20 protein-coding genes and 1 pseudogene are annotated in these 23,656 nt (G+C 71.4%); 15 read left to right on the top strand and 6 right to left on the bottom strand.

What is annotated here, in order from left to right:
* Positions 1 to 99 precede the first annotated feature (99 nt).
* Complete coding sequence (locus ACFV1J_RS04220) at positions 100 to 1,449, bottom strand: serine hydrolase domain-containing protein (RefSeq protein WP_385855674.1); 1,350 nt, start codon at positions 1,447 to 1,449, stop codon at positions 100 to 102.
* A 61-nt stretch (positions 1,450 to 1,510) separates the two neighbouring features.
* Positions 1,511 to 2,716, bottom strand: coding sequence for a cytochrome P450 (locus ACFV1J_RS04215; protein WP_385855673.1), 1,206 nt, complete (start codon positions 2,714 to 2,716; stop codon positions 1,511 to 1,513).
* Between the two features lie 1,249 nt (positions 2,717 to 3,965).
* Here ACFV1J_RS04215 and ACFV1J_RS04210 point away from each other — a divergent pair.
* From ACFV1J_RS04210 to ACFV1J_RS04200, 3 genes are all read left to right on the top strand, one after another.
* Positions 3,966 to 4,466 (top strand): peptidylprolyl isomerase, encoded by a 501-nt coding sequence (locus tag ACFV1J_RS04210; RefSeq protein WP_385855672.1) that lies wholly within the window; start codon positions 3,966 to 3,968, stop codon positions 4,464 to 4,466.
* A gap of 152 nt (positions 4,467 to 4,618) precedes the next feature.
* A complete protein-coding gene (locus ACFV1J_RS04205) occupies positions 4,619 to 5,578 on the top strand; it encodes a LysR family transcriptional regulator (RefSeq protein ID WP_385855671.1) in 960 nt (319 codons plus the stop codon).
* A gap of 182 nt (positions 5,579 to 5,760) precedes the next feature.
* Positions 5,761 to 7,722, top strand: coding sequence for a collagenase (locus ACFV1J_RS04200; RefSeq protein WP_385855670.1), 1,962 nt, complete (start codon positions 5,761 to 5,763; stop codon positions 7,720 to 7,722).
* Between the two features lie 134 nt (positions 7,723 to 7,856).
* Here ACFV1J_RS04200 and rox read toward each other — a convergent pair whose 3' ends face one another.
* A complete protein-coding gene (gene rox, locus ACFV1J_RS04195) occupies positions 7,857 to 9,284 on the bottom strand; it encodes a rifampin monooxygenase (RefSeq protein ID WP_385855669.1) in 1,428 nt (475 codons plus the stop codon).
* Positions 9,285 to 9,622: 338 nt separating this feature from the next.
* Here rox and ACFV1J_RS04190 point away from each other — a divergent pair, with 338 nt between their 5' ends.
* The 9 genes from ACFV1J_RS04190 to crcB (ACFV1J_RS04150) all read left to right on the top strand — a co-directional run bounded on the left by ACFV1J_RS04190 (position 9,623) and on the right by crcB (ACFV1J_RS04150) (position 18,754).
* Positions 9,623 to 11,020, top strand: a complete 1,398-nt coding sequence (locus ACFV1J_RS04190; RefSeq protein ID WP_385855668.1) for an MFS transporter — start codon at positions 9,623 to 9,625, stop codon at positions 11,018 to 11,020.
* Positions 11,017 to 12,960: a S9 family peptidase gene (locus ACFV1J_RS04185; protein ID WP_385855667.1), complete on the top strand. Its 1,944-nt coding sequence runs from the start codon at positions 11,017 to 11,019 to the stop codon at positions 12,958 to 12,960. The genes ACFV1J_RS04190 and ACFV1J_RS04185 overlap by 4 nt, the downstream gene beginning before the upstream one ends.
* 188 nt (positions 12,961 to 13,148) lie before the next feature.
* Complete coding sequence (locus ACFV1J_RS04180; RefSeq protein ID WP_385855665.1) at positions 13,149 to 15,080, top strand: RiPP maturation radical SAM C-methyltransferase; 1,932 nt, start codon at positions 13,149 to 13,151, stop codon at positions 15,078 to 15,080.
* Between the two features lie 82 nt (positions 15,081 to 15,162).
* Complete coding sequence (locus ACFV1J_RS04175) at positions 15,163 to 15,843, top strand: DUF5825 family protein (protein WP_385855664.1); 681 nt, start codon at positions 15,163 to 15,165, stop codon at positions 15,841 to 15,843.
* Positions 15,844 to 16,129: 286 nt separating this feature from the next.
* Positions 16,130 to 16,606, top strand: a complete 477-nt coding sequence (locus ACFV1J_RS04170; protein ID WP_385855663.1) for a hypothetical protein — start codon at positions 16,130 to 16,132, stop codon at positions 16,604 to 16,606.
* Positions 16,607 to 16,806: 200 nt separating this feature from the next.
* The gene (locus ACFV1J_RS04165; RefSeq protein WP_385855662.1) at positions 16,807 to 17,466 is read left to right on the top strand and encodes a class F sortase; all 660 of its coding nucleotides are present in this window, start codon (positions 16,807 to 16,809) and stop codon (positions 17,464 to 17,466) included.
* A gap of 102 nt (positions 17,467 to 17,568) precedes the next feature.
* Positions 17,569 to 18,033: a fluoride efflux transporter CrcB gene (crcB, locus tag ACFV1J_RS04160; protein WP_385855661.1), complete on the top strand. Its 465-nt coding sequence runs from the start codon at positions 17,569 to 17,571 to the stop codon at positions 18,031 to 18,033.
* Complete coding sequence (locus tag ACFV1J_RS04155) at positions 18,030 to 18,383, top strand: DUF190 domain-containing protein (RefSeq protein ID WP_385855660.1); 354 nt, start codon at positions 18,030 to 18,032, stop codon at positions 18,381 to 18,383. Before crcB (ACFV1J_RS04160) ends, ACFV1J_RS04155 begins: the two co-directional genes overlap by 4 nt.
* Positions 18,380 to 18,754, top strand: a complete 375-nt coding sequence (gene crcB, locus ACFV1J_RS04150; RefSeq protein WP_385855659.1) for a fluoride efflux transporter CrcB — start codon at positions 18,380 to 18,382, stop codon at positions 18,752 to 18,754. The genes ACFV1J_RS04155 and crcB (ACFV1J_RS04150) overlap by 4 nt, the downstream gene beginning before the upstream one ends.
* Positions 18,755 to 18,783: 29 nt before the next feature.
* Here crcB (ACFV1J_RS04150) and ACFV1J_RS04145 read toward each other — a convergent pair whose 3' ends face one another.
* Complete coding sequence (locus ACFV1J_RS04145) at positions 18,784 to 19,626, bottom strand: class I SAM-dependent methyltransferase (protein ID WP_385855658.1); 843 nt, start codon at positions 19,624 to 19,626, stop codon at positions 18,784 to 18,786.
* A 181-nt stretch (positions 19,627 to 19,807) separates the two neighbouring features.
* Here ACFV1J_RS04145 and ACFV1J_RS04140 point away from each other — a divergent pair, with 181 nt between their 5' ends.
* Positions 19,808 to 20,398 carry a TetR/AcrR family transcriptional regulator gene (locus ACFV1J_RS04140; RefSeq protein WP_385855657.1) on the top strand — a complete coding sequence of 197 codons (591 nt, stop codon included), beginning with the start codon at positions 19,808 to 19,810 and terminating at the stop codon, positions 20,396 to 20,398.
* Between the two features lie 157 nt (positions 20,399 to 20,555).
* Here ACFV1J_RS04140 and ACFV1J_RS04135 read toward each other — a convergent pair whose 3' ends face one another.
* Positions 20,556 to 21,941, bottom strand: a complete 1,386-nt coding sequence (locus ACFV1J_RS04135; RefSeq protein WP_385855656.1) for an MFS transporter — start codon at positions 21,939 to 21,941, stop codon at positions 20,556 to 20,558.
* A gap of 54 nt (positions 21,942 to 21,995) precedes the next feature.
* Here ACFV1J_RS04135 and ACFV1J_RS04130 point away from each other — a divergent pair, with 54 nt between their 5' ends.
* A complete protein-coding gene (locus ACFV1J_RS04130) occupies positions 21,996 to 22,805 on the top strand; it encodes an AraC family transcriptional regulator (protein WP_385855655.1) in 810 nt (269 codons plus the stop codon).
* An 87-nt stretch (positions 22,806 to 22,892) separates the two neighbouring features.
* Here ACFV1J_RS04130 and ACFV1J_RS04125 read toward each other — a convergent pair.
* A pseudogene (locus ACFV1J_RS04125) lies at positions 22,893 to 23,006 on the bottom strand (arsenical-resistance protein); the annotation flags it as partial.
* 149 nt (positions 23,007 to 23,155) lie between these two features.
* Between ACFV1J_RS04125 and ACFV1J_RS04120 the strand changes: the two are divergent.
* Positions 23,156 to 23,635, top strand: coding sequence for an arsenate reductase ArsC (locus ACFV1J_RS04120; RefSeq protein ID WP_385855654.1), 480 nt, complete (start codon positions 23,156 to 23,158; stop codon positions 23,633 to 23,635).
* Positions 23,636 to 23,656: the final 21 nt, after the last annotated feature.

Raw genomic sequence — 23,656 nt, 5'->3', positions numbered from 1 at the left:
GCGCAGCGGCCCGGGTGAGCGGTCCCGGACGGGTGGGGGTGTGCGGGCGGGTCCGGCGCACGGATGGGGGGAGGCGCGCGGAACCGCCGGTGGGAGCGGTCAGCCGAGGTCGGTGCGGCGTGCCGTCCGGCCGGTGATCTGGAGCCGGTCGATCGCGCCGGTGTCCGGATCGCGGAGGAAGCGTCCGCCGGGCAGCCGGCGGCCGGTGGCGGGGTCCACCAGGTCGCAGCTCAGGTCCGGGTGGCAGACCAGCGGGGCGGGGCTGTCGCCGTTGACGGACAGCGTCAGGGAGCCCTGTTCGTCGGCCGTGACGCGGTAGTCGACGGTGCCGTTGCGGTACGTCCCGGCGCACTGGGGAAGTGCGGGGACGGGGGCGCCGTCGCGCGGAGCGGGGGCGGGCGGGAGGCTCACGCCGGCGATCCGGGCGAGGTCGTCGGCCAGTTCGTGCCACAGGGCGGTGCCGCTGTTGGCGTTGCTGGTGAAGGCGACGATGTCGCCGCTGTCGGGTTCGGCCCGCAGGTAGCAGGACGTGCCCTGGGCGTTGCCGTCGTGGCCGCACCACTGCCGGCCGCTGTCCTGGAAGAGCGCCAGTCCCAGCCCCCAGGCATCGGCGAGCACTCCGGGGTGGGCGCCGGGGACGGGGCGGCGCATCTCCTCGGCGTCCTTTGCCGTCAGCACCGTACGGGGGCCGTCGCCGGTCAACGCCCGCCCCAGTGCGACGAGATCGAGCGCACTGGCCTGCAGTGCGCCGGCCGGGGCCTCCACCGGTGCCAGGGTCTGCTGCACCGCGCGGACGCGGCCGGTGAGGGCGTTGGCGGAGTGGCCGCGTGCCACCGGTCCGGCCGGTGCGGGGTCGGTGAGGAAGGCCGGTGAGGTGCCCAGGGGATGCAGGAGGAAGGCCCGTACGGCCTCCTGCCAGGACATGCCGGTCACCGCTTCGATCAGCCGTCCCGCGGCGACATAGCCGGCATTGGAGTACGAGAAGCCACTGCCGGGCGGGCAGACCAGGTCGGTGGCGTGACCGGCCAGATAGCGGGCCGGGGTCAGCGCCGCCGCGTCGTCGGAGTCGGGTCCCGTCGGCAGACCGGCGGTGTGGCTGAGCAGCTGCCGCACGGTCATCCGCGGCAGCCGCGCCAGCTCCGGAACGTAGCTGCCGACGGGGTCGGTGAGGGACACATCGCCGTCGGCGACGAGCAGCATGACGACGGCCGCGGTGTAGACCTTGGTGACGGACCCCAGCGGCACCGCGGTGCCGCCGCCCATCGGTTCGCCGGTGCTGACGTCCGCGACGCCCGTGTGCACCGCGTACGTCATCCCGCCGGTACGGACCGCGAGTTGGACGCCCGGGACCTGGTGGGTGCGGGCGAGGGTGTCCAGACGCTCTTGTAAGAGGCGTCGTATCTGCGTCGGCTGCCGGGTGGTGACCGGAGCAGTCGTGGCATAGGGCATGAGAAGGGCACTCCCGGAATGTGGGACGAAGAAAGGGATGACGCGCAGGCCCGCGGGCGGGCTATCGCCGCTGCACTTCGACCGGCAGTCGGCGCACGCTGACGATGACGGCCGGATTCTGCAGCTCGACCTCGTCACGACAGGGGATCGCCAGAACGGAGAAACGATCCAGCAGCTGCCGCAGCGCGATCCGCGCCTCCAGCCTGGCCAGGGGGGCACCGAAACAGAAGTGGATGCCGTGCCCGAACGTCAGGTGGGGGTTGGGGTTGCGGGTCACGTCGAAGACATCCGGGTCGGCGAACCGGGCGGCGTCGCGGTTGGCGGTGGCCAGGTTCGCCATCACCACGGAGTCGGCGGGGAGGGTACGGCCGGCGAGCTCCACCTCGCGGGTGGTGCGGCGGCCCAGTTCGGGGAACGGCGGGAGCCAGCGCAGCACCTCCTCGATGGCGTCCGGCAGCCGGCCGGGCTCGGCCCGCAGCAGCGCGGCGGCCTCCGGATACCGGTCGAAGCTCACCACGGCGTTGCCGAGCAGGGCGGTCGTGGTGATGTGCCCGGCCACCAGCAGCAGGGCCACGAACCCGACGATCTCCTGGTCCGCCAGCCGGGTGCCGTTCACCTCGGCCGCCAGCAGCCGGCCGATCAGCCCGTCGCCCGGGTCCTTCCGCTGCTGCCGGATGTGGTCGAGGACATAGCCGTTCATCTGCCGGACGGTCGGCGCGATGGAGTCCAGCGCCTGTTCCACATCGGCCATGTCCAGCGATTCGCCGATGCCGTCCCCGGCGAAGAGGGTGGTCGCCCACTCCTGGAACAACCCGCGGTCGCTGACCGGCACCCCCAGCAGCTCGGCGATCACGATGATCGGCAGCGGATAGGCCAGCGCGTCCACCAGGTCGAACCGGTCCCGGTCCGCGACGGCGTCCAGCAGCTCCCGGGTGAGGGCCTCGATCCTCGGTTCCAGTCCGGCCACCACACGCGGGGTGAACGCCTGGCTGACCAGGGTGCGCAGGGTGCGGTGCGCCGGCGGATCCATCCCGACGAAGTTCCCCCGGCGGAAGGTCTCGAAGTCCTCCTGGGTGGGGACCAGGCCCGAGAAGTCCGAGGAGTACGTCGCCGGGTCGGCGAGCACGGCGGTCACCGTGCGGTGGTCCGTGACCTGCCACAGCTTCTGGTCCTCGTCGTAACGGACCGGACCGGCCTCGCGCCGCGTTCTCCACCGGTCGACGAGCGCGTCGAAGGCGAAGGGTGCCTGGCTCACCTTGCTGGTCACCGCTTCTCCCTGAAGGCCGGACGCAAACGGGGGGCGTGGCGGGAAAAGGAGCGTGCCCCGTGAGCGGGCGGCGGCCCTATCGGTCGGCAGCCGGGTATGCCGCCGGATAAGCACTGCTCCGAACGGCACGAGGAACTCCAGGAACTCACTGTCACCGCAAACTCCAGATCCTGATTGCTGCCTGGCGAGTTGTCGTTGTGCACGCGTTCCGCACCGCTCAGCCGGGCCATGCCGAAATGACCGCAGCCGGAACGGCGGTAGCGGTATTCACGTTGTCATCGGTGCCCTACGCGGAAATGGAGCACCGTAGGCATCCATCGGCCCATCGGTCCGGTGGCCGACGGACTTATGTGGATGTGCGGGCCGGGCGGCACCAGGTGCCTCCCACGACGGCCGCATATGCGTCCGGGCGCGGACAGCCGACGGAAAACCGTCCGGATCCCGCCGCGTACCCCCTCCGCCTCGATGCACACATCCGAGGCGATGCGGACATCCGCGGGGCGCTTCCTCCGCTGTGCGTCCCCGCGAGGACGCCCGGCGGCACCCGCACCATGGCCCGGCTCGCTATCACAGACCCCCCACCACATAAGAGCTGTTGACAACCGACGCGCACGAGACCCCCTCGGCGCGTCGCAGCCCCTCGCATACGAGCCGGCGAACACCCGAAAGGAGGAACGAGAGAAGGGTACGGATTACCGACAAGTACCGTTCGGCATTCTCTGCGATCCGTGCTGCAGAAGCTTTTTGCGCCAGTTCGGCGTGGCCACAGTCTCACCCCCGGTGACGCGCTAGCAACCCCCACCCGGACTAACCGAGGGTAACTTTTACCCTCATTTACTTTACCGCTCGACAACACCGGAGCCCCCCTGTTGCACATGGGACGACGGAATCGCCTGTTCGTTCGAGCAATGCCGTGGACCGGCAGCCTCGACGGCCGGGCCCGGCGGTCCGGAAGTGTACGCGCGCACAGTTCTTCACGGGGCAGATTCTGCGGTGCCCGCCCGGCCAGGGAGAGGGTTCACCCGATGTCTGACTTTCGACTGCCTATTCATTGGCCGAATTTCATGCATTGTCCGAGGCCTACGCCGGAGTAGCCGTCTCACGGCCGGTTTTACCGGAATGAGCCGGCGGGGCACGCCCCGTCGTACGAGGCGTCCGGCAGGGGCGCCCACCACGTCCCCGGCGGTCGCGGGGCCGGAGAGGTGGGCCCCGCGCGCGACCTGAAGCGACGGGATGTGAAGATGCCACCATGAGCAACAACGACGTGTACTTCGACATCACCATCGACGGCGAGCCGGCCGGCCGGATCGTCTTCACCCTGTTCGACGACGTGGTCCCCAAGACCGCGCGGAACTTCCGCGAGCTCGCCACCGGCCAGCACGGCTTCGGTTACGAGGGCTCCGGCTTCCACCGGGTCATCCCGGCCTTCATGCTCCAGGGCGGTGACTTCACGGCCGGCGACGGCACCGGCGGCAAGAGCATCTACGGCGAGAAGTTCGCCGACGAGAACTTCCGGATCAAGCACACCAAGCCCGGCCAGCTGTCGATGGCCAACGCGGGGCCGAACACCAACGGTTCGCAGTTCTTCATCACCACCATCGTCACCGACTGGCTCGACAACAAGCACGTCGTCTTCGGTGAGGTCGTCGAGGGCATGGACGTGGTGAAGAAGATCGAGGCCCTGGGCTCGCGCAGCGGTGCCACGAGCGCCGACATCGTCATCGCCAAGTCGGGCGTGGTGGGCCAGTAACGGCCCCTCCCCGGAACCGAGCCCGAGCGCCCCTCACGCAGGGGCGCTCGGCCGTTCCCGCCGTCCGAAGGTCGGCAGGCCGTTCCCCGCTCTGGCGCCGGCGACCGGAGCACGATGAGGTGGCTTCCACGCGGACGGGAGGAGTTGCGGGCATGGAGTTGGAGCTTCGGCACCTGAGGGTGCTGTGTGCGATCGCCGATGCCGGGAGCGTGGGCCGGGCGGCCTCGGAACTGGGGTACTCACAGCCCGCGATGAGCACCCAACTCCGGCGGATAGAGCGGTACTTCGGCCGTCCGCTGTTCGAGCGGCACTCCTCGGGCGTCGAGCTGACGCGGTACGGCACGGAGGTCCTGGCGCAGGCCCGGGACGTACTGGCCCGCGCGGCCGCGATCGGGCGCCTCCCGGCCGCGGGCCCGCGAGCCGACCGGCCGCTCCGCCTGGCGTCGACCAACTCGCCGGTCCTCGCCGGGATGCTCGTCCGGCTCCGCAGCCGGCTGTCCGATCTCGCGCTGACGGTGAGCAGCGTGTATCCGTCCTCGGAGATCGTCGAACTCCTGGAACGCGGCGAGGTGGACGCCGCGATCGCCGCCGACTACCCCGGACGTGAGCTGCGGCACTCCGCCGCCGTGGCGCACCGCGGGATCGTCACCGAGCCGAGCTTCGTCGCCCTGCCCTCCGGGCACCGGCTCCGGCACTGCCAGGAGGTGGCGCTCGCCGACCTGGCCGACGACCCGTGGTTCCTCACCCCGGACGACGGCGCGGGCTGGCCGGGAGTCTTCTACGCGGCCTGTGACGCGGCCGGGTTCGCCCCGGCGACAGTGCATGAATTCCTGGGCGACCAGCAGCAGTTGCAGAACATGATCGCCGAGGGCCTGGGGACCTCCATCGTGCAGGCGACGTTCCGGCCGATCCCCGGCGTCCTCGTCAAACCGCTGGCCGGTACGCCCCTGTGGTGCCGCTATGTGCTGGCCTGGCGGCGCGGGAGTCCTGCCGACGAGATCGCGGACACCCTCTTCACCTCCGCCGCCGCGGCGTACCGCGCGCTCATCGCCCAGTCACCGCACTTCCGCTCCTGGGCCTCGCGCACCTGGAACGTGACGACCAAACCGTAGCCGGCCCCAACTCCCGTGCTCCGCCCGGGGTTTCTGGGGCCCGTGGGTCCCGATTGTTATGGCGGCGTTGTGCCATGTGCTATGTCACACAGTATTGTCGCCGGCCGGTGTGCGCTGAGAAGGTGCCAGCCGCGCCTCTGCTCCGATCCGAGGCGCATCTGACCCCCCACGAAGGAGCATGGATGCGCTACCGCTTCCCCCTGCCCAGATACGTGACCGGCGCCCTGGCCGCCTGTGCCACACTGGCCGGCCTCCTGACCGCACCGGCGTTGGCGACACCGCGCCCGCCGGCCGCCCCGGACCAGGCCGTGTCCGTATCCCGGACCAGCACCCCGCACGCCGTACCGCCGACCGGTCCGACCGTCGAAGCGAACGAACGGCCCGCGTTGCAGCGCCGCCCCCTCCGGACCCCCCAACTCCCCCCGCTCAGCGCGCAGAAGCCCCTCACCTCCTCGACCGGCGCGGGACGGCACCACGCCCCGAAACCCGGCAAGGGCTCCTGCAGCCCGGGCGACTTCGGGAGTCGTACCGGGTCCGAACTGGTCGCGTTCGTCCAGGCCTCGACCACGGAGTGCGTGAACACCCTGTTCAGCATCACCGGCACCGTTGCGCGCGACGTCTTCCGCGAGGAGCAGATGGTCACCGTCGCCGACGCCTTCAAGAGCGGGGCGACGGCCTATCCCGGTAACAACTCGGGCAACGTGTTGCAGCTCGTGCTGTTCCTGCGCGCCGGCTACTACGTACAGTCCAACCATCCGGACGACGTGGGCGACTACGGCTCGAAGCTGGCAGCGGCCAGCGAGGGCAGCCTGGACGCGTTCTTCGCCAACTCGCATTCCAGGGACGTCTCTTCGGGCAACGGCGACGTCCTGAGCGAGGTCGTCATCCTCACCGACAGCGCCAACGAGCAAGGCCGCTATCTGAAGACCTACAAGCAGCTGCTCAGCGGCTACAACAGCTCCTACAACGACATCCCCAGCATGCTGGCCGCCGTCAACGACGTCTACACCCCGCTGTGGCGCGGAAACTGGAACCCCGAGTACGTCAAGGCGGTCACCGCCGATCCGAGCATCATCGACACCCTGAACAAGTTCGCGCTCGCTCACCTGGACCTGCTGGGCACCGAGAATTCCTACCTCGACTCCAACGCCGGGATGAACGTCGCCCGGTACGTCGAGCACCAGGCCCTCCGGAACAAGGTCCGGCCGCTCATGAAGGGCCTGCTGAACGCCTCGAAGATCACCGGCCCGACGGCGCCCCTGTGGGTCACCGTCGCCTCCCAGGCAGACTCCTACGACAAGGACAACTGCTCGTACTTCGGCGTCTGCGACCTCTCCGACCAGCTGACCAAGGCCGCGCTGCCGGTCACCCACGAGTGCGATGCCACGCACACCATCAAGACGCAGGCGCTGACCGCCCAGGAGCTGGAGGCCGCCTGCGCCAGTGTGCTGAGCCAGGACGCGTACGTCCACGACCTGGTGAAGAACGACGGCCCGATCCCCAACCAGTACGAATCGACCATTCAGCTCGCCGTGTTCGGCAGTCGCAGCGACTATCAGACCTACGCCGGGGCCATCTTCGGCGTCGACACCAACAACGGCGGCATCACCATGATCGGGGACCCGACCAAACCGGACAACAAGCCGCTGTCCATCATGTATCAGCGGAGCGACGACAACGGTTTCCCGGCCCGGATCTGGAACCTCAACCACGAGTACACCCACTACATCGACGCCCGTGACGACATGAAGGGCGACTTCGGCAAGCAGACGTCGGTCCCGGACGTCTGGTGGATCGAGGGCTTCGCCGAGTACGTCTCGTACGGCTACCGCAAGATCACCGACGAGGAGGCGGTCACCGAGGCCGGGAAGCACACCTACAAGCTGAGCACGCTGTTCGAGAGCACCTACGACAACAGCGATGTGACCCGGACCTACCCCTGGGGCTACCTCGCCGCGCGCTACATGGTCGAGAAGCACCCGGACGACGTCGCCACCATGCTCGGCCACTTCCGCACCGGCGACTACGCGGGCGGCTACGCCGTCTACCACGACGGCATCGGCACCCGCTACGACGCCGACTTCGACTCCTGGCTCACCGCTTGCGCCTCCGGTGGCTGCGCCGCCACGGCGATACACAGCTGATCGACGGAGCACTGACCGCCGGCGTGAATGCCGCCGGCCCGAGTACCGCTGTTCGTCCCGCCCGGCCGACCCACGACGGAGTCGGCCGGGCGGGGGCGGTGACGGCCCGCACCCTCCGGGCCGTGACCGCGCGCTCAACCGGCGGCAGCGCCGAACCACTTCGGCAGATGGCCGTTCAGGTCCTGCTGGTCCTCACCGGCCCAGGCCACATGGCCGTCCGGCCGCAGCAGCACCGCGGGCGCGTCCAGTTCCTCGCTGACATCGACGACATGGTCGACCCGGTCCACCCAGCCCGCCACCGAGAGCCGGCCGGTCTGGTCCAGCAGCAGGCCGCGGCCGCCCCGCATCAGCTCGTAGAGGCGTCCGCGCTTCAGCTGCACGTCCCGCAGCCGCCGGCCGAGCAGTTCGTGGCCCGCGCCGAAGTCGTAGCGAAGCCCGATCGCGGTGATCTTCTCGATCAGGTACCGGTTCACCTCGTCGAAGTCCATCAGCTCCGCCACCAGCCGGCGCACTGCCTGCGGGCCCGACTCGGTGGACATCAGCTGCATCTGCGCGCGGGTGTGGTCCAGCACGTCGGCGGCCACCGGGTGGCGTTCCTCCTGGTAGCTGTCCAACAGCCCCTCCGGCGCCCATCCGTTCACCTCGGCGGCCAGTTTCCAGCCCAGGTTGAAGGCGTCCTGGATGCCGAGGTTGAGGCCCTGCCCGCCGGTCGGCGGGTGGACGTGCGCGGCGTCGCCGGCCAGCAGCACCCGGCCGACGCGGTAGCGCTCGGCCTGCCGGGTGGCGTCGCCGAAGCGGGACAGCCAGCGCGGCGAGTGCACGCCGAAGTCGGTCCCGGCGGTCGCCCGCAGCTGCTTCTTGAACTCCTCGAACGTGGGCGGGACCGTGCGGTCCTCGGCCACTCCCTCGGCGGGCACGACGGCGCGGTACACCCCGTTCCCGAAGGGCGTGAAGCCGAACCGCTTCTGGGTCTTGCGGACTTCGGCCATCACGGTGGTCAGCGTCTCCTGATCCACGCCGACCTCCATCTCGCCGAGCAGCGTCTCGACCCTGCTGGGCTCGCCGGGGAAGTCGACGCCGAGCAGCTTGCGCACCGTGCTGCGGCCACCGTCGCAGCCGACGAGGTAACGCGCGCGCAGCTGCGTGCCGTCCCCCAACTCGGCGGTCACCCCGTCCTCGTCCTGACGCAGCCCGACCACCTCGCAGCCGCGCCGGACCTCGGTGCCGAGCTCGGTGGCGCGCTCGGCCAGCAGGCGATCGGTGAGGGGCTGCGGGATACCGAGGACGTACCCGTGCGCGGTGTCCAGCCGGTCGGGCCAGGGCTTGTCGATGCCGGCGAGGAAACCGCCGACCCGGTACTGCGTGCCGAGCGCGAGGAACCCCTCCAGCAGACCGCGCTGGTCCATCACCTCGATGCTGCGCACGTGCAGTCCGAGCGCGCGGACCACCTTGGTCGGCTCCGCCTCCTTCTCCAGCACGACCACGTGCACACCGTGCAGCCGCAACTCGGCGGCCAGCATCAGGCCGGTCGGTCCGCCACCGGCAATGATCACGTCGAACACAACACTCCCCGTTTCCGCAGGTCCTGGCGTCGACCGGTGATTCTGCGGCATGACGGGGACCTTGCCGCAAGGCCCCCCGTGCGCTATACGTTGAGAGTGGCAGGGAGCGGTGCGCTCCTTGCCTTTCTTTTTTGTTGTCTCCTTTTGTCGTCCGCTGCGGACGGACGGCCTCCTCGCGAAGCGGCGGTTCGGCACCGCCAAGACTCCCCCTTCGGGGCCTTGTGGCCTGCGTCACGGTATGGCTAAGCTCCGGCACACTTCGAGCACATTTCCTCCGCAAGTTGACCTAAAGGTGTGTCGATCTTCACGATCTGCACACAGATATGGGGTGGCTTCGCATGGAACGAAGACCAGCGGGGCCCTCAGCAGGCGACTCGCCGTACGACTTACCTCAGGACCGCCGACCGGACGCCCACACCGGCGGCGGACCGCAGGCCCGGCGCGACATCCGGCTCTTCTGGTGGGCCGGCACCTCCGACGCGCTGGGCAGCCAGGCATCCGGGCTCGTCCTGCCGTTGCTGCTGCTGAGCCTGGGCCGCTCCCCCGCCGAGGTCGGCGCCGTCGCGGGGCTCTCCGCGGCAGCGACCCTGCTGCTCGGCCCGTTCGCCGCCGTTCCCGCCGATCGCGGGGCGCGCAAACGTGTCATGGTGGGCGCCGCACTGACATCTGCCGCCTCGATGACGGTCGTCACGGCAGCAGCATGGTCCGGCAGAGCCCCACTGGCCGTACTCCTCGCCGTCGTGCTCATCGAACGGGCGGCGACCGCCTGCTACGAGACGGCGTCCCTCGGCACCGTCGCCCTGGTGTGCGCCCCCGCGGACCACCGACGCGTCCTGTCGCGATTACAGGCGGGGGAACGGGCCGCCCTCATCCTCGGGCCCGCGCTGGGCGGACTGCTCTTCCCCGTCGGGCGCTGGCTGCCGTTCCTCGTGGACGCGGTGTCGTACGTCGTTGCCGCGGCCTGCATCGGGGCCATCCGGGCCGATCTGTCACCGCAGCACACCGGGCATCCGGCGGCCGGCGGACCGTCCCGGTCCTGGCGGGCGCTGGCCGCCGAAGCCGGGGCGGGGCTCGGCGTGGTGCGTCGGGAGCCCTTCCTCAGGCTGGCGCTGTTATGGCTCGCCACCGTCAACGCCGTGCTCATCGCGCTGTATTACACGACGGTCTTCGCGCTGCAGGACCACGGCCGGGGCGCGGCTCCCCTGGGTCTGGTCCTCGCGCTGGCCGGGGCGGCGGGTCTCGCCGGTTCGCTCGCCGCGCCCCGGCTGGCCGGCCGGCGCTCCGCGACACAGCTGCTGGTGACGGTGTCCTGGCTGCTGGTGCCGCCCGCGGCGGCCCTGGCGGTGGCCCGCGAGGCCTGGCAGTTCGGGCTGCTCTTCGGTCTGCTGTGTGCGCTGACCCCGCTCGCCACCGTGGCGCTCCAGGCCCGGGTGCTCCAGGTCGTCCCGCCCGCGCTGCAGGCCCGTACCGGGACCGTGCTGGCCACCGCGTCGGGCGCGGCCGCGGCCGGGGCGCCGGCGGTCGCCGGACTGGTCACCGATGGGGCCGGGACCGTCGCCACCGTCACCGGCTGCGCCGTGCTGCTGGCCGGGCTCGCGCTGTACGCGACCTGCGCCCCGGCAACCCGCCGCGAGGCGGAGACGTCCCGGCGCGACGCAGAGGCGTCCCGTCACGGCGCAGAGGCGTCCCGCGTCAGCCCGCGGGGGCCCTCCGCCGCCCCGAAGGAGCGGGCATGAACGCGTCCGCGGCCCACCCCCGCCCCCTAGCGGCCCCGGGTACCGGCTTCCAGGTCTACCGGCCGGCGCTTCCCGAGGTCTGCCCGCGCGACCCGGCACGGATGGCGCTGGCCGCGGACGCCGACGGCCGGTGCGAGATCTTCACCTGGGACGCCGGTACGGGCACCACCCGCCAGGTCACCGACAGCCGCGACGGGACACTGCACTGCGCGGTCGACGCGGACGCCCGGGTGTGGTGGTTCACGGAGGACCGGAACGGCCGGGGCCGGTGGTACTTCCAGGACTTCGACGGCGGGCCGACCGTCCCCGGACTGGCCGGCCTCCGGCCGGGGTTGCCGCACGGCCTCGCCGTCAGCGACACCGGGACGGCGGCGATCGGCCTGGGGGACGGCCGCCGTACGACCGTGCACCTCGGCCCTGCGGGCGGTCCCGGCCGTCCGGTGCTGACCATCGACGGCCATGCGCTGCTCACGGGCATCTCCCCGACGGGCCGGCTGCTGGCGGTGTCGGGGGCGGCCGGTCCCGATCGTGCGGTCACCCTCGTCGACTGCTCGGGCGGGGCGGCCGCGGAGGTCGCCCGGCTGTCCGGACGGCACGGGCGCCTGTGGGCGCTCGGTTTCGCCCCCGGGGCCGCGGTGGACGGTGAGCTGCTGCTCGTACAGGAGGCCAACGAGGGCTATCTGCTTGCCAGTTGGACACCCGGCGCCGGGCTGCGGAGCCACGACTGGTGCCGCTTCGACACCGAGATCACGGCGCGCTGGTACCCCACCGGACGCCGGGTCCTCGTCCGGCAGGACCGGCACGGCCGTTCCACCCTCGCCACGGCCGACCTCGACCGGTGCACCCTCACCACGGTGCCCACCCCGCCCGGCACGCTGCTCGACGCCGCCCCGCGCCCGGGCGACGAGGTGCACTACCTCTGGACCGACACCACCACTCCCCCGCAGCTCCGCTCCACCGCCGGCACCCGGCTGCCGGCCCTCGCCGGCCTGCCCGCCCCCGTTCCCGGCCGGCACCGCGACCTGTGGACGCCCGGCCCGGACGGTCCGGTGCACACCCTGCTGAGCCAACCGGACCCGGCACCCGGACCGCGGCCGCCGCTGGTCTTCCTGGTCCACGGCGGCCCCGCCGACCACGACCGCGACGCCTACGACCCGCAGGTGCACTCCCTGGTCGCCTCCGGGTTCGCCGTCGCCCGGGTCAACTACCGCGGCTCCACCGGCTACGGGCCGCGCTGGCGCACCGCGTACACCGAGGGCGTCGGGCTCGCCCAGGTCGCCGACCTGGTCGCGGTCCGTGCCGATCTGCTGCGCCGCGGCCTGGCGCGGGCGGACGCGCTCGGGCTGTGGGGCAGCTCCTGGGGCGGCTATCTGACCCTGCTGGCGCTCGGCACCCGGCCCGGTCTGTGGCAGGCGGGCGTCGCCGTCAAGCCCGTCGCCGACTGCGCGGCGGCGTACCGTGCCGGCACCCCCGCGTTACGCGCCCTGGACGAGCGGCTGTTCGGCGGCACCCCCGAGACCGTTCCCGACCGCTACCGGCGCAGTTCGCCGCTGCACTACGCCGCCGATGTCCGGGCCCCGCTGCTGGTGGTCGCCGCGAGCCTCGACGCCAAGTGCCCGCCCGGCCAGGTACGCAGCTACCTCCGCGCGCTGCGGACGGCCGGCGTCGCGCACGAGTCGATGTGGCTGGAGACCGGACACGACGGATACACCGGCGCCGACCACATGGCCGTCCTGCGGCGCGCCCTGGGCTTCCTCGACCGGCAGCTGCGCCCGGCCCCGACGGCCCCTCGAACTCCCCGCTTCCCCGAGAGCGGGGTCCCCGGGAGCACCGGCCCCACCGGTGCTCCCGGACCGCACGATCCGCACTCCGTTCACCGACAGAAAAGGAGAGTCAGTCATGCAGAAGGACATCATCCACAACGACCCGCTCGCGGGTGACGAGGAGAACCGCAAGCCGGGCATCGGCATCACGGTGACCGTTCCGTTCCGCACCGCGGAAGACACCGAGGAGGAGTGACCTCCCCGGCCGGCCCGGTACACCACCGGGCCGGCCGGCCACCGCACCCGCCGGCCCGCTCGCGCCCGCCGGCCGCTCACACCCCGCCAGCCGCCCACGAGGAGCCGAGATGCGCGTCCTGCTGGTCAACATGCCCTGGTCCCCGATCGATCTGCCGTCCCTGGCGCTCGGCATCCTCCGACGCAGCGTCGACGAACGCACCACGGGACGGGCCGACGTCCTGCACGCCAACCTGGAGTTCACCGACTGGATCACCCGGCGCACCGACTTCACCGGCGACGACTACCAGTTCTATGCGCTCTCCTCGTACTTCATGGGCTGCGGCGACTGGGTGTTCTCGTCCGCGCTCTACGACGATCCCGAGTGGCGCACGGCGGAATTCAGCGCCGCGATGCGCGGCAAGCTCAAGGCCGAGCGCATCCGGATGTCGCACCAACTGCACCGCGTGGTACCGGAGTTCGTGCAGGAGATCGCCGAAAGGATCGTGGCGTCCGGGCCCGATGTCGTGGGTTTCACCTCCACCTTCCAGCAGAACACCGCCGCGCTCGCCGCCGCCAAATACGTCAAACGCCTCGCCCCGCACATCCGGACCGTCATGGGCGGCGCCAACTGCGACGCCGAGCAGGGCGCCGCCGCCCACCGCAACTTCCCCTTCCTGGACTTCGTGGTCCGCGGCGAGGGCGAGGCCGCCTTCCCCCAGCTGCTGACCGCGCTGGACGAGGGCACGGACCTGGCCGCCGTCCCGGGACTGTGCCACCGCGGCCCCGACGGCACGAGCACCGCCAACCCGATGAGCACCAGCCCGCTGCCGCCCGCCGCCATCCTGCCGCCCGACTACAGCGGCTACTTCGAGCGCCTGGCCCGCTCCGTCGCCCGTAACTGGGTGGAGCCCAAGCTCGTCGTCGAAGGGGCACGCGGCTGCTGGTGGGGCGAGAAGCACCACTGCACCTTCTGCGGCCTGAACGGCTCGTTCATGCAGTTCCGCAGCAAGAGCCCGGACACCTTCTACACCGAGATCATGGACCTGGCGCGCCGGCACCGCGTGCTCGACATGTACGTCGTCGACAACATCCTCGACATGGGCTACCTCGGCACCGTCCTGCCCCGCATCATCGACAGCGGCTACGACCTGCGCATGCACATCGAGATCAAGGCCAATATGCGCCGGCCACAACTGCGCACCCTCGCCGATGCGGGCATGATCTACGTACAGCCGGGCATCGAGAGCCTGAACAGCCGGGTGCTGGACCTGATGGACAAGGGCGTCAGCGGCTGCCAGAACGTCCGTATGCTCCGCGACGGCGCCGAGACCGGACTCTCCGTCTCCTGGAACTACCTGCACGGCTTCCCCGGCGAGACCGCGGCCGACTACGAGCCGGTCATCGCCCAGATCCCGGCCCTGGAACACCTCAACCCGCCGGTGGACCTGTCCGCGCGGATCGCCATCGAGCGCTTCAGTCCGTACTTCAACCGGCCCGAACTCGGCTTCACCGGGCTGCGACCCGAGGAGCACTACCGCTTCACCTACGACCTGCCCGAGCGCGAACTCCTCGATCTGGCCTACGTCTTCGAGGCCCCGGAACGCGGCATCGGCGAGCCCACCGTCACCGCGCTCAACGAGGCACTGGGCGCCTGGAAGAAGCGTCACGCGGACAGCCGGCTCACCCATGCCGACCTCGGTGACCGGATCGTGCTCGTCAGCCGCCGGCACGCCTTCGACTGGGGCACCCGGGAACTCACCGACCCGGTCGAGACCGAGGCGTTCCGGCTGCTCGACCAGCCGCACGCGCCCGCCGCGCTGGCCCGTAAGCTCGCCGCGCGGCTGCCCGAGCACACCGTCGACGCCGCCACCGTGCACGCCCTCCTCCAGCACTGGTTGACGCTCGGGCTGGTCTTCACCGACGGCGGCCAGTACGTCCACCTCGCCCCGGCCGCCGTCAACGAGGACCTGCTGCGCCTGGACTTCATGCGGCACAACCATGCGGCGGACACCACCCGGCCGGCGCCCGACGCGGCGGCTCCCGCCGTCGCCCGGGCCTGAACCGCCACCTTCCGCCGTCGCCCGGGCTTGAGCCGCCACCCTCCGCTCGCCGACGAGCACGTCGTACTTCCCAGGAGACCGCATGCCCTCCGTCCTCACCCCCGCCCACCGACCGCTGACGCTGCAGGCCTGGCGCGACTACGACGCGCAGGCGTGCGCCCTGCCCGGAATGAGTCTGGGCCGGCTCGACCTGACCGGCCCCCCCGACGCACAGGCCGATCGGCTGTGGGAACTCGGCGTCCGCCGCGTCGAGTTCACCGACGAGATCGATCTCACGACGGTGGATTCCCCCGACGCCGCCGCATCCGCCGTCCGCCAACTGTGCCTGATCCGCGACCTGACGGCCCGGGCCGTCCTCGTCCACTGGCGACTACGCCTGCCCGCGGCCGGCCCCGACGACGACACCTGGCGCGACCTCAGTCACCTCCAGCCGCCCACGGCCCTCACCGGCCCGTCCGACGCCGACGCCGCGCTGACGCAATGGCGCAACGAGCACTACCTCTGCAAGTGCCTGTGGCGGCAGGGTCCGGGCTTCGTGCAGATCCGCGACCGCCGGTGGGGCGACCTGCGCCGCTTCACCGCCGACGAGCCCGCCTACCGCGAGGCGATCGCCCGGCTGTCCTACGGCGCGCCCCGGTCCGCGGTCCCGGAATCCATCGCCACCGACTTCCTCGCCGAACGCCTGGTCCGCCGCACCGGCCCGTTGCTGTGGTGGCTGCCGTACCGGGTGAACCGCTGGATCCAGGAGGCGATGGCGATCTGACCGCCCGCGCCGGCGCCTCACGGGGCCATGCGGGTGACACGCGGCCGGACGGCAACCCACCGGTAGGGACGCTCCCGTCCGGCGCCGCCACCGCTCCCCTCAGCCGCGGAAAACCCCTGCTCACCCCCTGTGCCGGTCTCCGTACGCGGCGCCGCGCCGGCCCCTCGGCGCGGCCTTCCGCACGGGTCCGGTGCGCGCTTCGGCCAACTGGCGGGCGGAGGGGAGAACGCATGTCCTGAAGGTGGGAGAACGCCCTCCCGCAGTCTCACCCCTCTTGGAGGAACTCATGCGTTCCATCTCCGCTCTCTGCGGTGTCGCAGTCGTCGGCGGTGTACTGGCCCTGGGCAGCCCGGCCGGACATGCCGAGACGGCCAAGGGCTCGTGCTCCGGCGCGATGAACTCGGCCAAGAAGGCCAAGTCCTCGTACGACTCCTACGCCAGGGAGCTCAGGGACCTCACCAACCAGGGCGGGCACCCGGACCGGTCGCAGCGCGACCACCTGGACAGGCTCAGGATGAATTCTGACGACGCGTCCTCCATGGCGAACCGGACCTGCGGGAAGCCCAAGCCGGCCAAGCCCCGCAAGACCATGCCGAAGTCCATGCCGAAGCCGATGCCGCACGGCAAGGTGAAGGCCGGCGCCGGGGCCATGAGCGCCACCTCGGGTCCCTCGGACCTGGCCCTCACCTCGTCCGCGGCGCTGGTCGCGGGGGCGGCCGGGGTGTGGCTGCTGCGCCGCCGTGACGACGAGGAGCTCGGCTGACCGGGGCCTCGGGACACCGGAGCTCTGCCCCCACCGCCTGTCCGTGGCAACTCGCCACCGGCAGCCGGGGGCAGGGCTCCGCCCCGTAACCACCAAGGCCCCCTCGCCCCTCGCCCCCCGCACACCTCCGCACCTCCGCACCTCCGCGAAAGACATCTCGCGAAAGCCCTTGGCGAAAGACCTCTCGTGAAAGACACGTCGTGAAACGCCTCGCGCCTGCGTCCCTCCCCCGCGGCACCGCCCGCACCGTGGCCCTGTTCCTGGCCCTCGCCGGCATCGCCTGCCTGGTGTGGGGCTGGCACAGCCATCGTTCCGCCCCACCGCCCCGGCCCTCGCGTGCCGAATCGCTGGCCCGGCAGCCGGACGCCGGAGCCGGGAGCGTCCCGGGCCCCGCGCCGCTTCCGGTGTCGGAGCCGGTGCGCGTGCGTATCCCGCGCACCGGCGTGGACGCCCCGTTGATGAGGCTCGGACTCGACCGCGACCGGCGTCTCGACGTGCCGCCGCCCGACGACCGCAACCTGGCCGGCTGGTACAAGGACGGCGTGACGCCCGGCGACACCGGAACCGCCTTGATCACCGGACATGTGGACACCAGGACCGGACCGGCGGTCTTCTACTCGCTCGGTGCGTTGAGGAAGGGCGACACCATCCGCGTGGTCCGCAAGGACGGTCGCACGGCCGTCTTCACCGTGTATGCGGTGGAGGTCTTCAGCGGCACCCACTTCCCTGACCAAAAGGTCTACGGCGCCTCCGCACGGCCCGAACTCCGCGTCCTCACCTGTGGCGGCGGTTACGACCGGGCCCGCCACGAATACCTCGGCAACGTCGTCGTCTTCGCGCGCATGAGCGCCATCGCCTGAGCGCCATCGCCTGACGGGGGTCGAGTCGGAGGTGACGGCACGCGGGCCCCGTGCCCGTAGAGCGGCAGAAGGTGCGCTGAGCTGCGACGGTAGCCTCCTCCCATGCTGAACGAACCCGTCGATCCTGACGTCGACCTCCGCGGGCCCACCCGTCGCAAGGGGCCCCCGTTGTGGCAGGGCCCGGTCGTGGCGGTCGTGGCGCTCGGTGGGGGCGCGGGCGCGGCCGCGCGCTATGGGGCCGCTCTCCTGTGGCCCACGGCACCCGGCGGTTTCCCCTGGACGACGCTGGTCGTCAACGCCGTCGGCTGCGCGATCATCGGTATCTTCATGGTCGTGATCACCGATGTGTGGGCGGCCCACCGGCTCGTGCGACCGTTCTTCGGCACCGGTGTCCTCGGCGGCTTCACCACGTTCTCCACCTACGCCGTGGACATCCAGCGCCTGCTGGCCCAGGGCCGGGCCGGCGCCGGGCTCGGGTACCTCGCGCTCACCCTGGTCGCCGCGCTGGCCGCCGTCTGGACCACGGCCACCATGACCCGCCGCATCGTCGAGTGGAGGCAGCAGTGAGACTCACCGGCCCCGCCCTGCGCGTCACCGTCTTCATCGGGGAGAACGACACCTGGCACCATAAGCCGCTCTTCACCGAGATCGTCCACCGCGCCCACCGGGCCGGTCTGGCCGGCGCGTCGGTCTTCCGCGGTATCGAAGGCTTCGGCGCGTCGTCCCTGATCCACACCACCCGTCTGCTGTCGCTGAGCGAGGACCTCCCGGTGGCCGTCGTCATCGTCGACACCGAGGACCGGATCCGCGCCTTCCTTCCGCAACTGGACGAGCTCGTCAGCGAGGGGCTGGTCATCCTCGACGCGTGCGAAGTCATCCGCTACACGGGCCGTGGCGAGGAGGAGCAGGCGCGGTGAACTGGCTGCTCGTGATAGCCGGGGCGGTGGTCGGGGCCCCGCTGCGCTACCTCACCGACCGTGCCGTGCAGACCCGGCACGACTCCCTCTTCCCCTGGGGCACGTTCACCGTGAACGTCGTCGGTTCGCTGATCCTGGGCCTGGTCACGGGAGCGATCGCCGCCGGGGCGGCCTCCTCCCAGCTGCAGTTGCTGATCGGCACCGGCTTCTGCGGGGCCCTGACGACGTACTCCACGTTCTCGTACGAGACCCTGCGGCTGGCGGAGGAGGGCGCCCGCTTCTTCGCCCTGGCCAACGTCGTGGCGAGCCTGGCCGTGGGTCTCGGCGCCGCCTTCGCCGGCGCGGCACTGGCGGGGGCCCTCTGGGGTTAGGTCGTCCGGCCTGCCCTCACAGGGGCGGGTTACGGCTGACGGGCGGTGACCACCCAGGCGGTGCTGCGGAGTCGTACCGCGCCGTTCTCCTCGTGGGAGCGCAGGACGTCCGTGAGCCGCTGCCGCACACGGTCCTGAACCTCTGGGGAGACTTGGCCGGTCAGGTGGCGTCCCGGAGCGGAGTCCAGCAGAAAGCCGGCCGCATCCTCCGCGTCCCGGCCCCACAGCCCCTGCATCTGCACCCGTTCCACGGTGACGTGCTGCCACCCGGCGGCGGACAGCACCTCCCGGATACGGTCCGGGTCCGCCAGGGAGAACATGCCCGGAGCTCCCGGCGCACCGAAGTCCCCTACGGGGAGGAGGTCGCTCAGTGCGGCGATCGCCTGGAGCCACTCGTTGCCCCTGGGGTCGGCACTACAGAGGAAGGCCATCCGGCCGCCGGGCCGTACGGCCCGCCGCAGGTGGGCGAAGGCAGCCACCGGGTCGGCGAAGAACATCACCCCGAAGCGGCTGATGACGACGTCGAACGTCTCCGGTGGGAAGGTGTGGACCTGGGCGTCGCCGGCTTCGAAGCGGACGTTGCCGAGTCCCTCTCGCTCGGCGGTGTCACGGGCCCGCGCCAGCATCGGCCGCGACAGATCGAGGCCCAGCACCTGGCCCCTACGGGACCGCTGCGCGGCCAGTCTCGTCGTCTGCCCGGTTCCGCAGCCGACGTCCAGGACGTGGTCGCCCTCGTCGATCGCGGCGGCGGTGAGCAGCGGCTCGTTGAAGCCCCCGTTCACCGCGTCCCAGCGGTCCTGGTGCTCGGCCCAGTAGACGCCCTCGTAACCGTTCCAGGCCTCCGCCTGCTCGGTATTGGCGATGCGTGACATGCGTACCTCCTGCGACGGGGGGTGGACCTCGTGCTGGGCGCGGATCCGCGCCCGGACTAGAATGGGCGTACGCCCAAACAGTATGGGCAGGCGCCCATACTGGCAATCCCCTTCCCTCAACTGCCGCTCCAGCGGCCCCTTCAGGGGCAGTTCGGCGGTCCCGTCGCATCAGGAGAGGCTCATGTCACCCCGTGGAGTAGCGATTCCCGACGTTCGCGACCGGCTCTTCGACGCCGCGGAACGGGTCCTGGCCGACGCCGGCCCGGCCGCCCTGACCAGCAGGGCGATCACCACCGAGGCGGGCTGCGCCAAGGGACTGCTGCACGCCCACTTCTCCGGGCTGGACGGGTTCATCGCCGCGCTGGTCCTGGACCGGTTCGCGCGCATCGCACGGCAGGCCGGACAACTCCCCGGCCAGGCAGGCACCGCCACCGTCGCCGAGAACCTCCACAAGGTCGCTCTCGGACTGCTGACGTCCGTGAACCCGACGGTCGCCGGCCTCGCCATGACCCGCCCCGCCGCCTCACTGACGATCCGTCAGGCACTGGAGGCGGGCGCTCCGGGCTTCACCGCGATCGAGGACTCGATAGCGGAGTACCTGGACGCCGAGCGGCAGCTCGGGCGCCTCGCGGACGGCACCGACAGCCGCGCGGTCTCGCTGGCCCTCGTCGGATCCGTTCACCACCTCCTGATGACCGGCTGGGCCGGCACACCGGACCCCCGCGCACAGCTCAAGGGGCTGGTCACCCAACTCGTCGCCGGCCACACGTGATCGGCCGGACACGGAACATCCGGAAAGGGCGGTTAGGGGCGCCGGGCCGGCAGCAGATCGACCACATAGGTCTCCGCCACCACCTCAGCGGGGAAGATGCCGCGCAGCCGACTGCGTTCGTCCGCGAAGAAGAACGGCTTAGGACGGGGCGCCCGGCCTACGAGGGAAGTCGGCCTTCCGCAGCAGCCGTTGGGGCCGCCGTCCCGGAGGGCGAGGCGCCGGCAATGCCCTCCGGCATCGCGGGCTCGTGCAAGGTGCGGAGGAGGAGCCAGCCGAGAGCGGGCAGGGCGATGAGGGGGATCAGGGCGGTCTGGAGGGTGGTGGCGTCGGCGACCGCGCCGAGGAGGGGGCTGGCGATGCCGCCGATGCTGACGGTCAGGCCCAGGGTGACGCCGCTGGCCGTGCCCATGCGCCGGGGCAGGTAGTCCTGCCCGAGGGTGACGTGCAGGGAGAAGGGCACGTACAGGCCGGCGGAGGTGAGGGCGACCAGTACGTAGAGCGGCGGGCCGGGGACGAAGACGACGCCGGCCACGGCGAGGACCGTCAGGGCGTAGGACCACTGGACGACCCGGATGCGTCCGTAGCGGCCGGCGAACTTACCGCCGGCCACCGTACCGATCGCGCCACCGAGATAGAGCACGAACAGGGCGACGGTACCGGCGACTTCACCTCCGCCGGTGCGCTGGCGCACGTAGAGCGAGATGAAGGTGCTCAGGCCGACGAAGACGATCGAGCGACAGACGATGGCCCCGGACAGTTTGACGAAGGACGCCCAGTCATCACGGCTGCTGACCGGCGCCCGGTCATCACGACTGCCCGCCGACGCCCGGTCATCACGGCTGCCGGCCACGTCGTCCGGCGGAGTGCCGACGGTGGCGCCTCGGCCCGCAACTTCCGCCGGCGCCTCGGCCGTTGGGTTCGCTTCGGCGGGCCCCGACGCACCGGCCGCCCGCGTCGCCTCCGCATCCCGCGCCCGCATCGCCCGGAGGGCCGCCGTGCACAGTGCGGCGCCGGCGAGGGCGGGGAGGACCAGCAGCGGGGAGGCGTGCAGACCGCCCGTGGTGATGGCGGCGGAGACCAGCAACGGGGCTGCCGCGAAGCCGAGGTTGCCGCCGAGGGAGAACCAGCCCATCCCGGTGTGGCTGCCGCGGCTGGCGTGGCGGGCGACGCGCGCCGCCTCGGGGTGGTAGGCGGCCACGCCGATACCGGAGACGGCGACCACGGCCAGGGTGAGGGCGTAGGAGCCGACGATGCCGCTCAGGGCGACGCCGACGCCGCCCACCAAGGTGCTCACCGGCAGCAGCCACGGCAGGGCCCATCTGTCGGTGAGCGCACCGAACAGTGGCTGGATCACCGATGACAACAGCGAGGCGGCCAGCACGATGCCGGAGGCCGCGGCGTAGGTGTAGGCGCGTTCGGAGACGAAGAACGGCACCAGCGCGGCGACCGCTCCCTGGTAGACGTCCACGCAGGCGTGGCCCAGGGACAGGAGGGTGAGGGGGCGGGTGCGCGGGGCGGTGGTGTGGTGGTGGGTCGTGGTCACTCGTCGATCGTCGCGACTCCCCCGCATGTCGCGCTTCCGATAAATTGCCAACCCATGCCGAAGATCCGCCACTTGCCGGAAGCCTGCACCCGTGTCCAGACACTGGCCGCCGGAGAGGTCATCGATGCGCACCGCCACGACGACCACCAGATCGTCTACGCGGGCTCCGGCGTCGTGGCCGTCACCACCGATGCCGGCACCTGGTTCGCGCCCGGGACCCGCGCCATCTGGGTCCCCGCGGGGACGGTGCACGCCCACCGCGCCCACGGCCACCTCGACCTGCACCTGGTCGGCCTGCCCGCCACGGACAACCCGCTCGGCCTGGCCGGCCCCACCGTACTGACCGTCGGCCCGTTGCTCCGCGAACTGATCCGCGCCTACACCGCAGCCCCCGACGACACCGGCCCGGAACGCCGCCGTCTGTGCGCCGTGCTGCGCGACCAGTTGCGCGCCTCTCCGCAGCAGCCCGTTCACCTGCCCACGCCCAGGGATCCCCGGCTGACGGCCGTCTGCGCGATCCTGCACGAAAACCCCGCCGAGCCGCGCACGCTGGCCGCACTCGCCACCGCGACGGGCGCCGGCGAACGCACCCTCAGCCGCCTCTTCCGCTCGGAATTCGGCATGACCTTTCCGCAGTGGCGCACCCAGTCACGCCTCTACCACGCCCTGCGGATGCTGGCCGACGACACCCCGGTCACCACCGTCGCCCACCACTGCGGCTGGTCCTCCACCAGCGCCTTCATCGACGTGTTCCGCCGCTCCTTCGGGTACACGCCGGGCGCCCACAACCGCCGCTCCGCCACTGCCCGCCGTGACTCCTCCGTCGCACCGCATTCCTCCGCGGATCCGCATCCGCATCCCTGACCGCATCCGCATCCCTGACCGGGAACTTCCCGCGCCACATCACCGCTACGTACACCAGCGCCACGAGGACCGGAGTGCCAGGTGGTTCCAGATGATCACCAGCGAGGACACCCTCAGCTTGCGGTCACCGGTGATCGCGTCGAGCCGGTCGTCACGGACCTTGGCCAGCACCGGGTACTTCATGATCAGCAGGCCGACGGCGGGGCCGGTCCCAGGGACCTCGGTGCGGCACACTGGCAGGATCGCTTACGGTCCGCGGCCAGGATCGCTTACGGCCTGCGGCGGAACGGGCGTGCGGCTGATACGTTCCGCTCGCCCCTCCCCAAGGAACCATGAAGGAATCCGGACCCATGGCCACCACCCCGCTGACCTCCGTGCTCTTCGTATGCGTCCACAACGCGGGGCGTTCGCAGATGGCCGCCGGATTCCTGTTCCACCTCGCGGGCGACCGCGTGCAGGTCCGCTCCGCCGGTTCGCTGCCCGCGGACCAGGTCAATCCGGCCGCGGTCGAGGCGATGCGGGAGGTCGGCATCGATATCGCCGACCAGCGGCCGAAGGTGCTCACCACGGAGGCCGTACGGGCATCCGACTACGTCATCACGATGGGCTGCGGCGACGCCTGCCCGGTCTTCCCCGGCAAGGAGTACCTGGACTGGGCCCTGGAAGACCCGGCGGGCCAGGGCGTGGAGTCCGTGCGCGCGATCCGCGACGCGATCCGGGTCCGCATCGAAGCCCTGATCGCCGAGATCGACGCACGGCGGGAAACCGGGCTCCACGCACGACGGGACACCGGGATCGACGCACGACGGAACGCCCAACCGGACAAGTGAACGCGGCCGCGTCACGGCGCA

Source organism: Streptomyces sp. NPDC059649 (genome assembly GCF_042734445.1).
Classification (GTDB): domain Bacteria; phylum Actinomycetota; class Actinomycetes; order Streptomycetales; family Streptomycetaceae; genus Streptomyces.
The sequence above is the reverse complement of the archived record's forward strand: the minus strand, read 5'-3'. Positions and strand labels throughout refer to the sequence as shown.

Bases quoted from the DNA above. Each gene is read 5' to 3' on its own strand.
- ACFV1J_RS04220 (WP_385855674.1), bottom strand. From the start codon at position 1,449: ATGCCCTATGCCACGACTGCTCCGGTCACCACCCGGCAGCCGACGCAG.
- ACFV1J_RS04210 (WP_385855672.1), top strand. From the start codon at position 3,966: ATGAGCAACAACGACGTGTACTTCGACATCACCATCGACGGCGAGCCG.
- ACFV1J_RS04205 (WP_385855671.1), top strand. From the start codon at position 4,619: ATGGAGTTGGAGCTTCGGCACCTGAGGGTGCTGTGTGCGATCGCCGAT.
- ACFV1J_RS04200 (WP_385855670.1), top strand. From the start codon at position 5,761: ATGCGCTACCGCTTCCCCCTGCCCAGATACGTGACCGGCGCCCTGGCC.
- ACFV1J_RS04190 (WP_385855668.1), top strand. From the start codon at position 9,623: ATGGAACGAAGACCAGCGGGGCCCTCAGCAGGCGACTCGCCGTACGAC.
- ACFV1J_RS04185 (WP_385855667.1), top strand. From the start codon at position 11,017: ATGAACGCGTCCGCGGCCCACCCCCGCCCCCTAGCGGCCCCGGGTACC.
- ACFV1J_RS04180 (WP_385855665.1), top strand. From the start codon at position 13,149: ATGCGCGTCCTGCTGGTCAACATGCCCTGGTCCCCGATCGATCTGCCG.
- ACFV1J_RS04175 (WP_385855664.1), top strand. From the start codon at position 15,163: ATGCCCTCCGTCCTCACCCCCGCCCACCGACCGCTGACGCTGCAGGCC.
- ACFV1J_RS04170 (WP_385855663.1), top strand. From the start codon at position 16,130: ATGCGTTCCATCTCCGCTCTCTGCGGTGTCGCAGTCGTCGGCGGTGTA.
- crcB (WP_385855661.1), top strand. From the start codon at position 17,569: ATGCTGAACGAACCCGTCGATCCTGACGTCGACCTCCGCGGGCCCACC.
- ACFV1J_RS04145 (WP_385855658.1), bottom strand. From the start codon at position 19,626: ATGTCACGCATCGCCAATACCGAGCAGGCGGAGGCCTGGAACGGTTAC.
- ACFV1J_RS04140 (WP_385855657.1), top strand. From the start codon at position 19,808: ATGTCACCCCGTGGAGTAGCGATTCCCGACGTTCGCGACCGGCTCTTC.
- ACFV1J_RS04130 (WP_385855655.1), top strand. From the start codon at position 21,996: ATGCCGAAGATCCGCCACTTGCCGGAAGCCTGCACCCGTGTCCAGACA.
- ACFV1J_RS04120 (WP_385855654.1), top strand. From the start codon at position 23,156: ATGGCCACCACCCCGCTGACCTCCGTGCTCTTCGTATGCGTCCACAAC.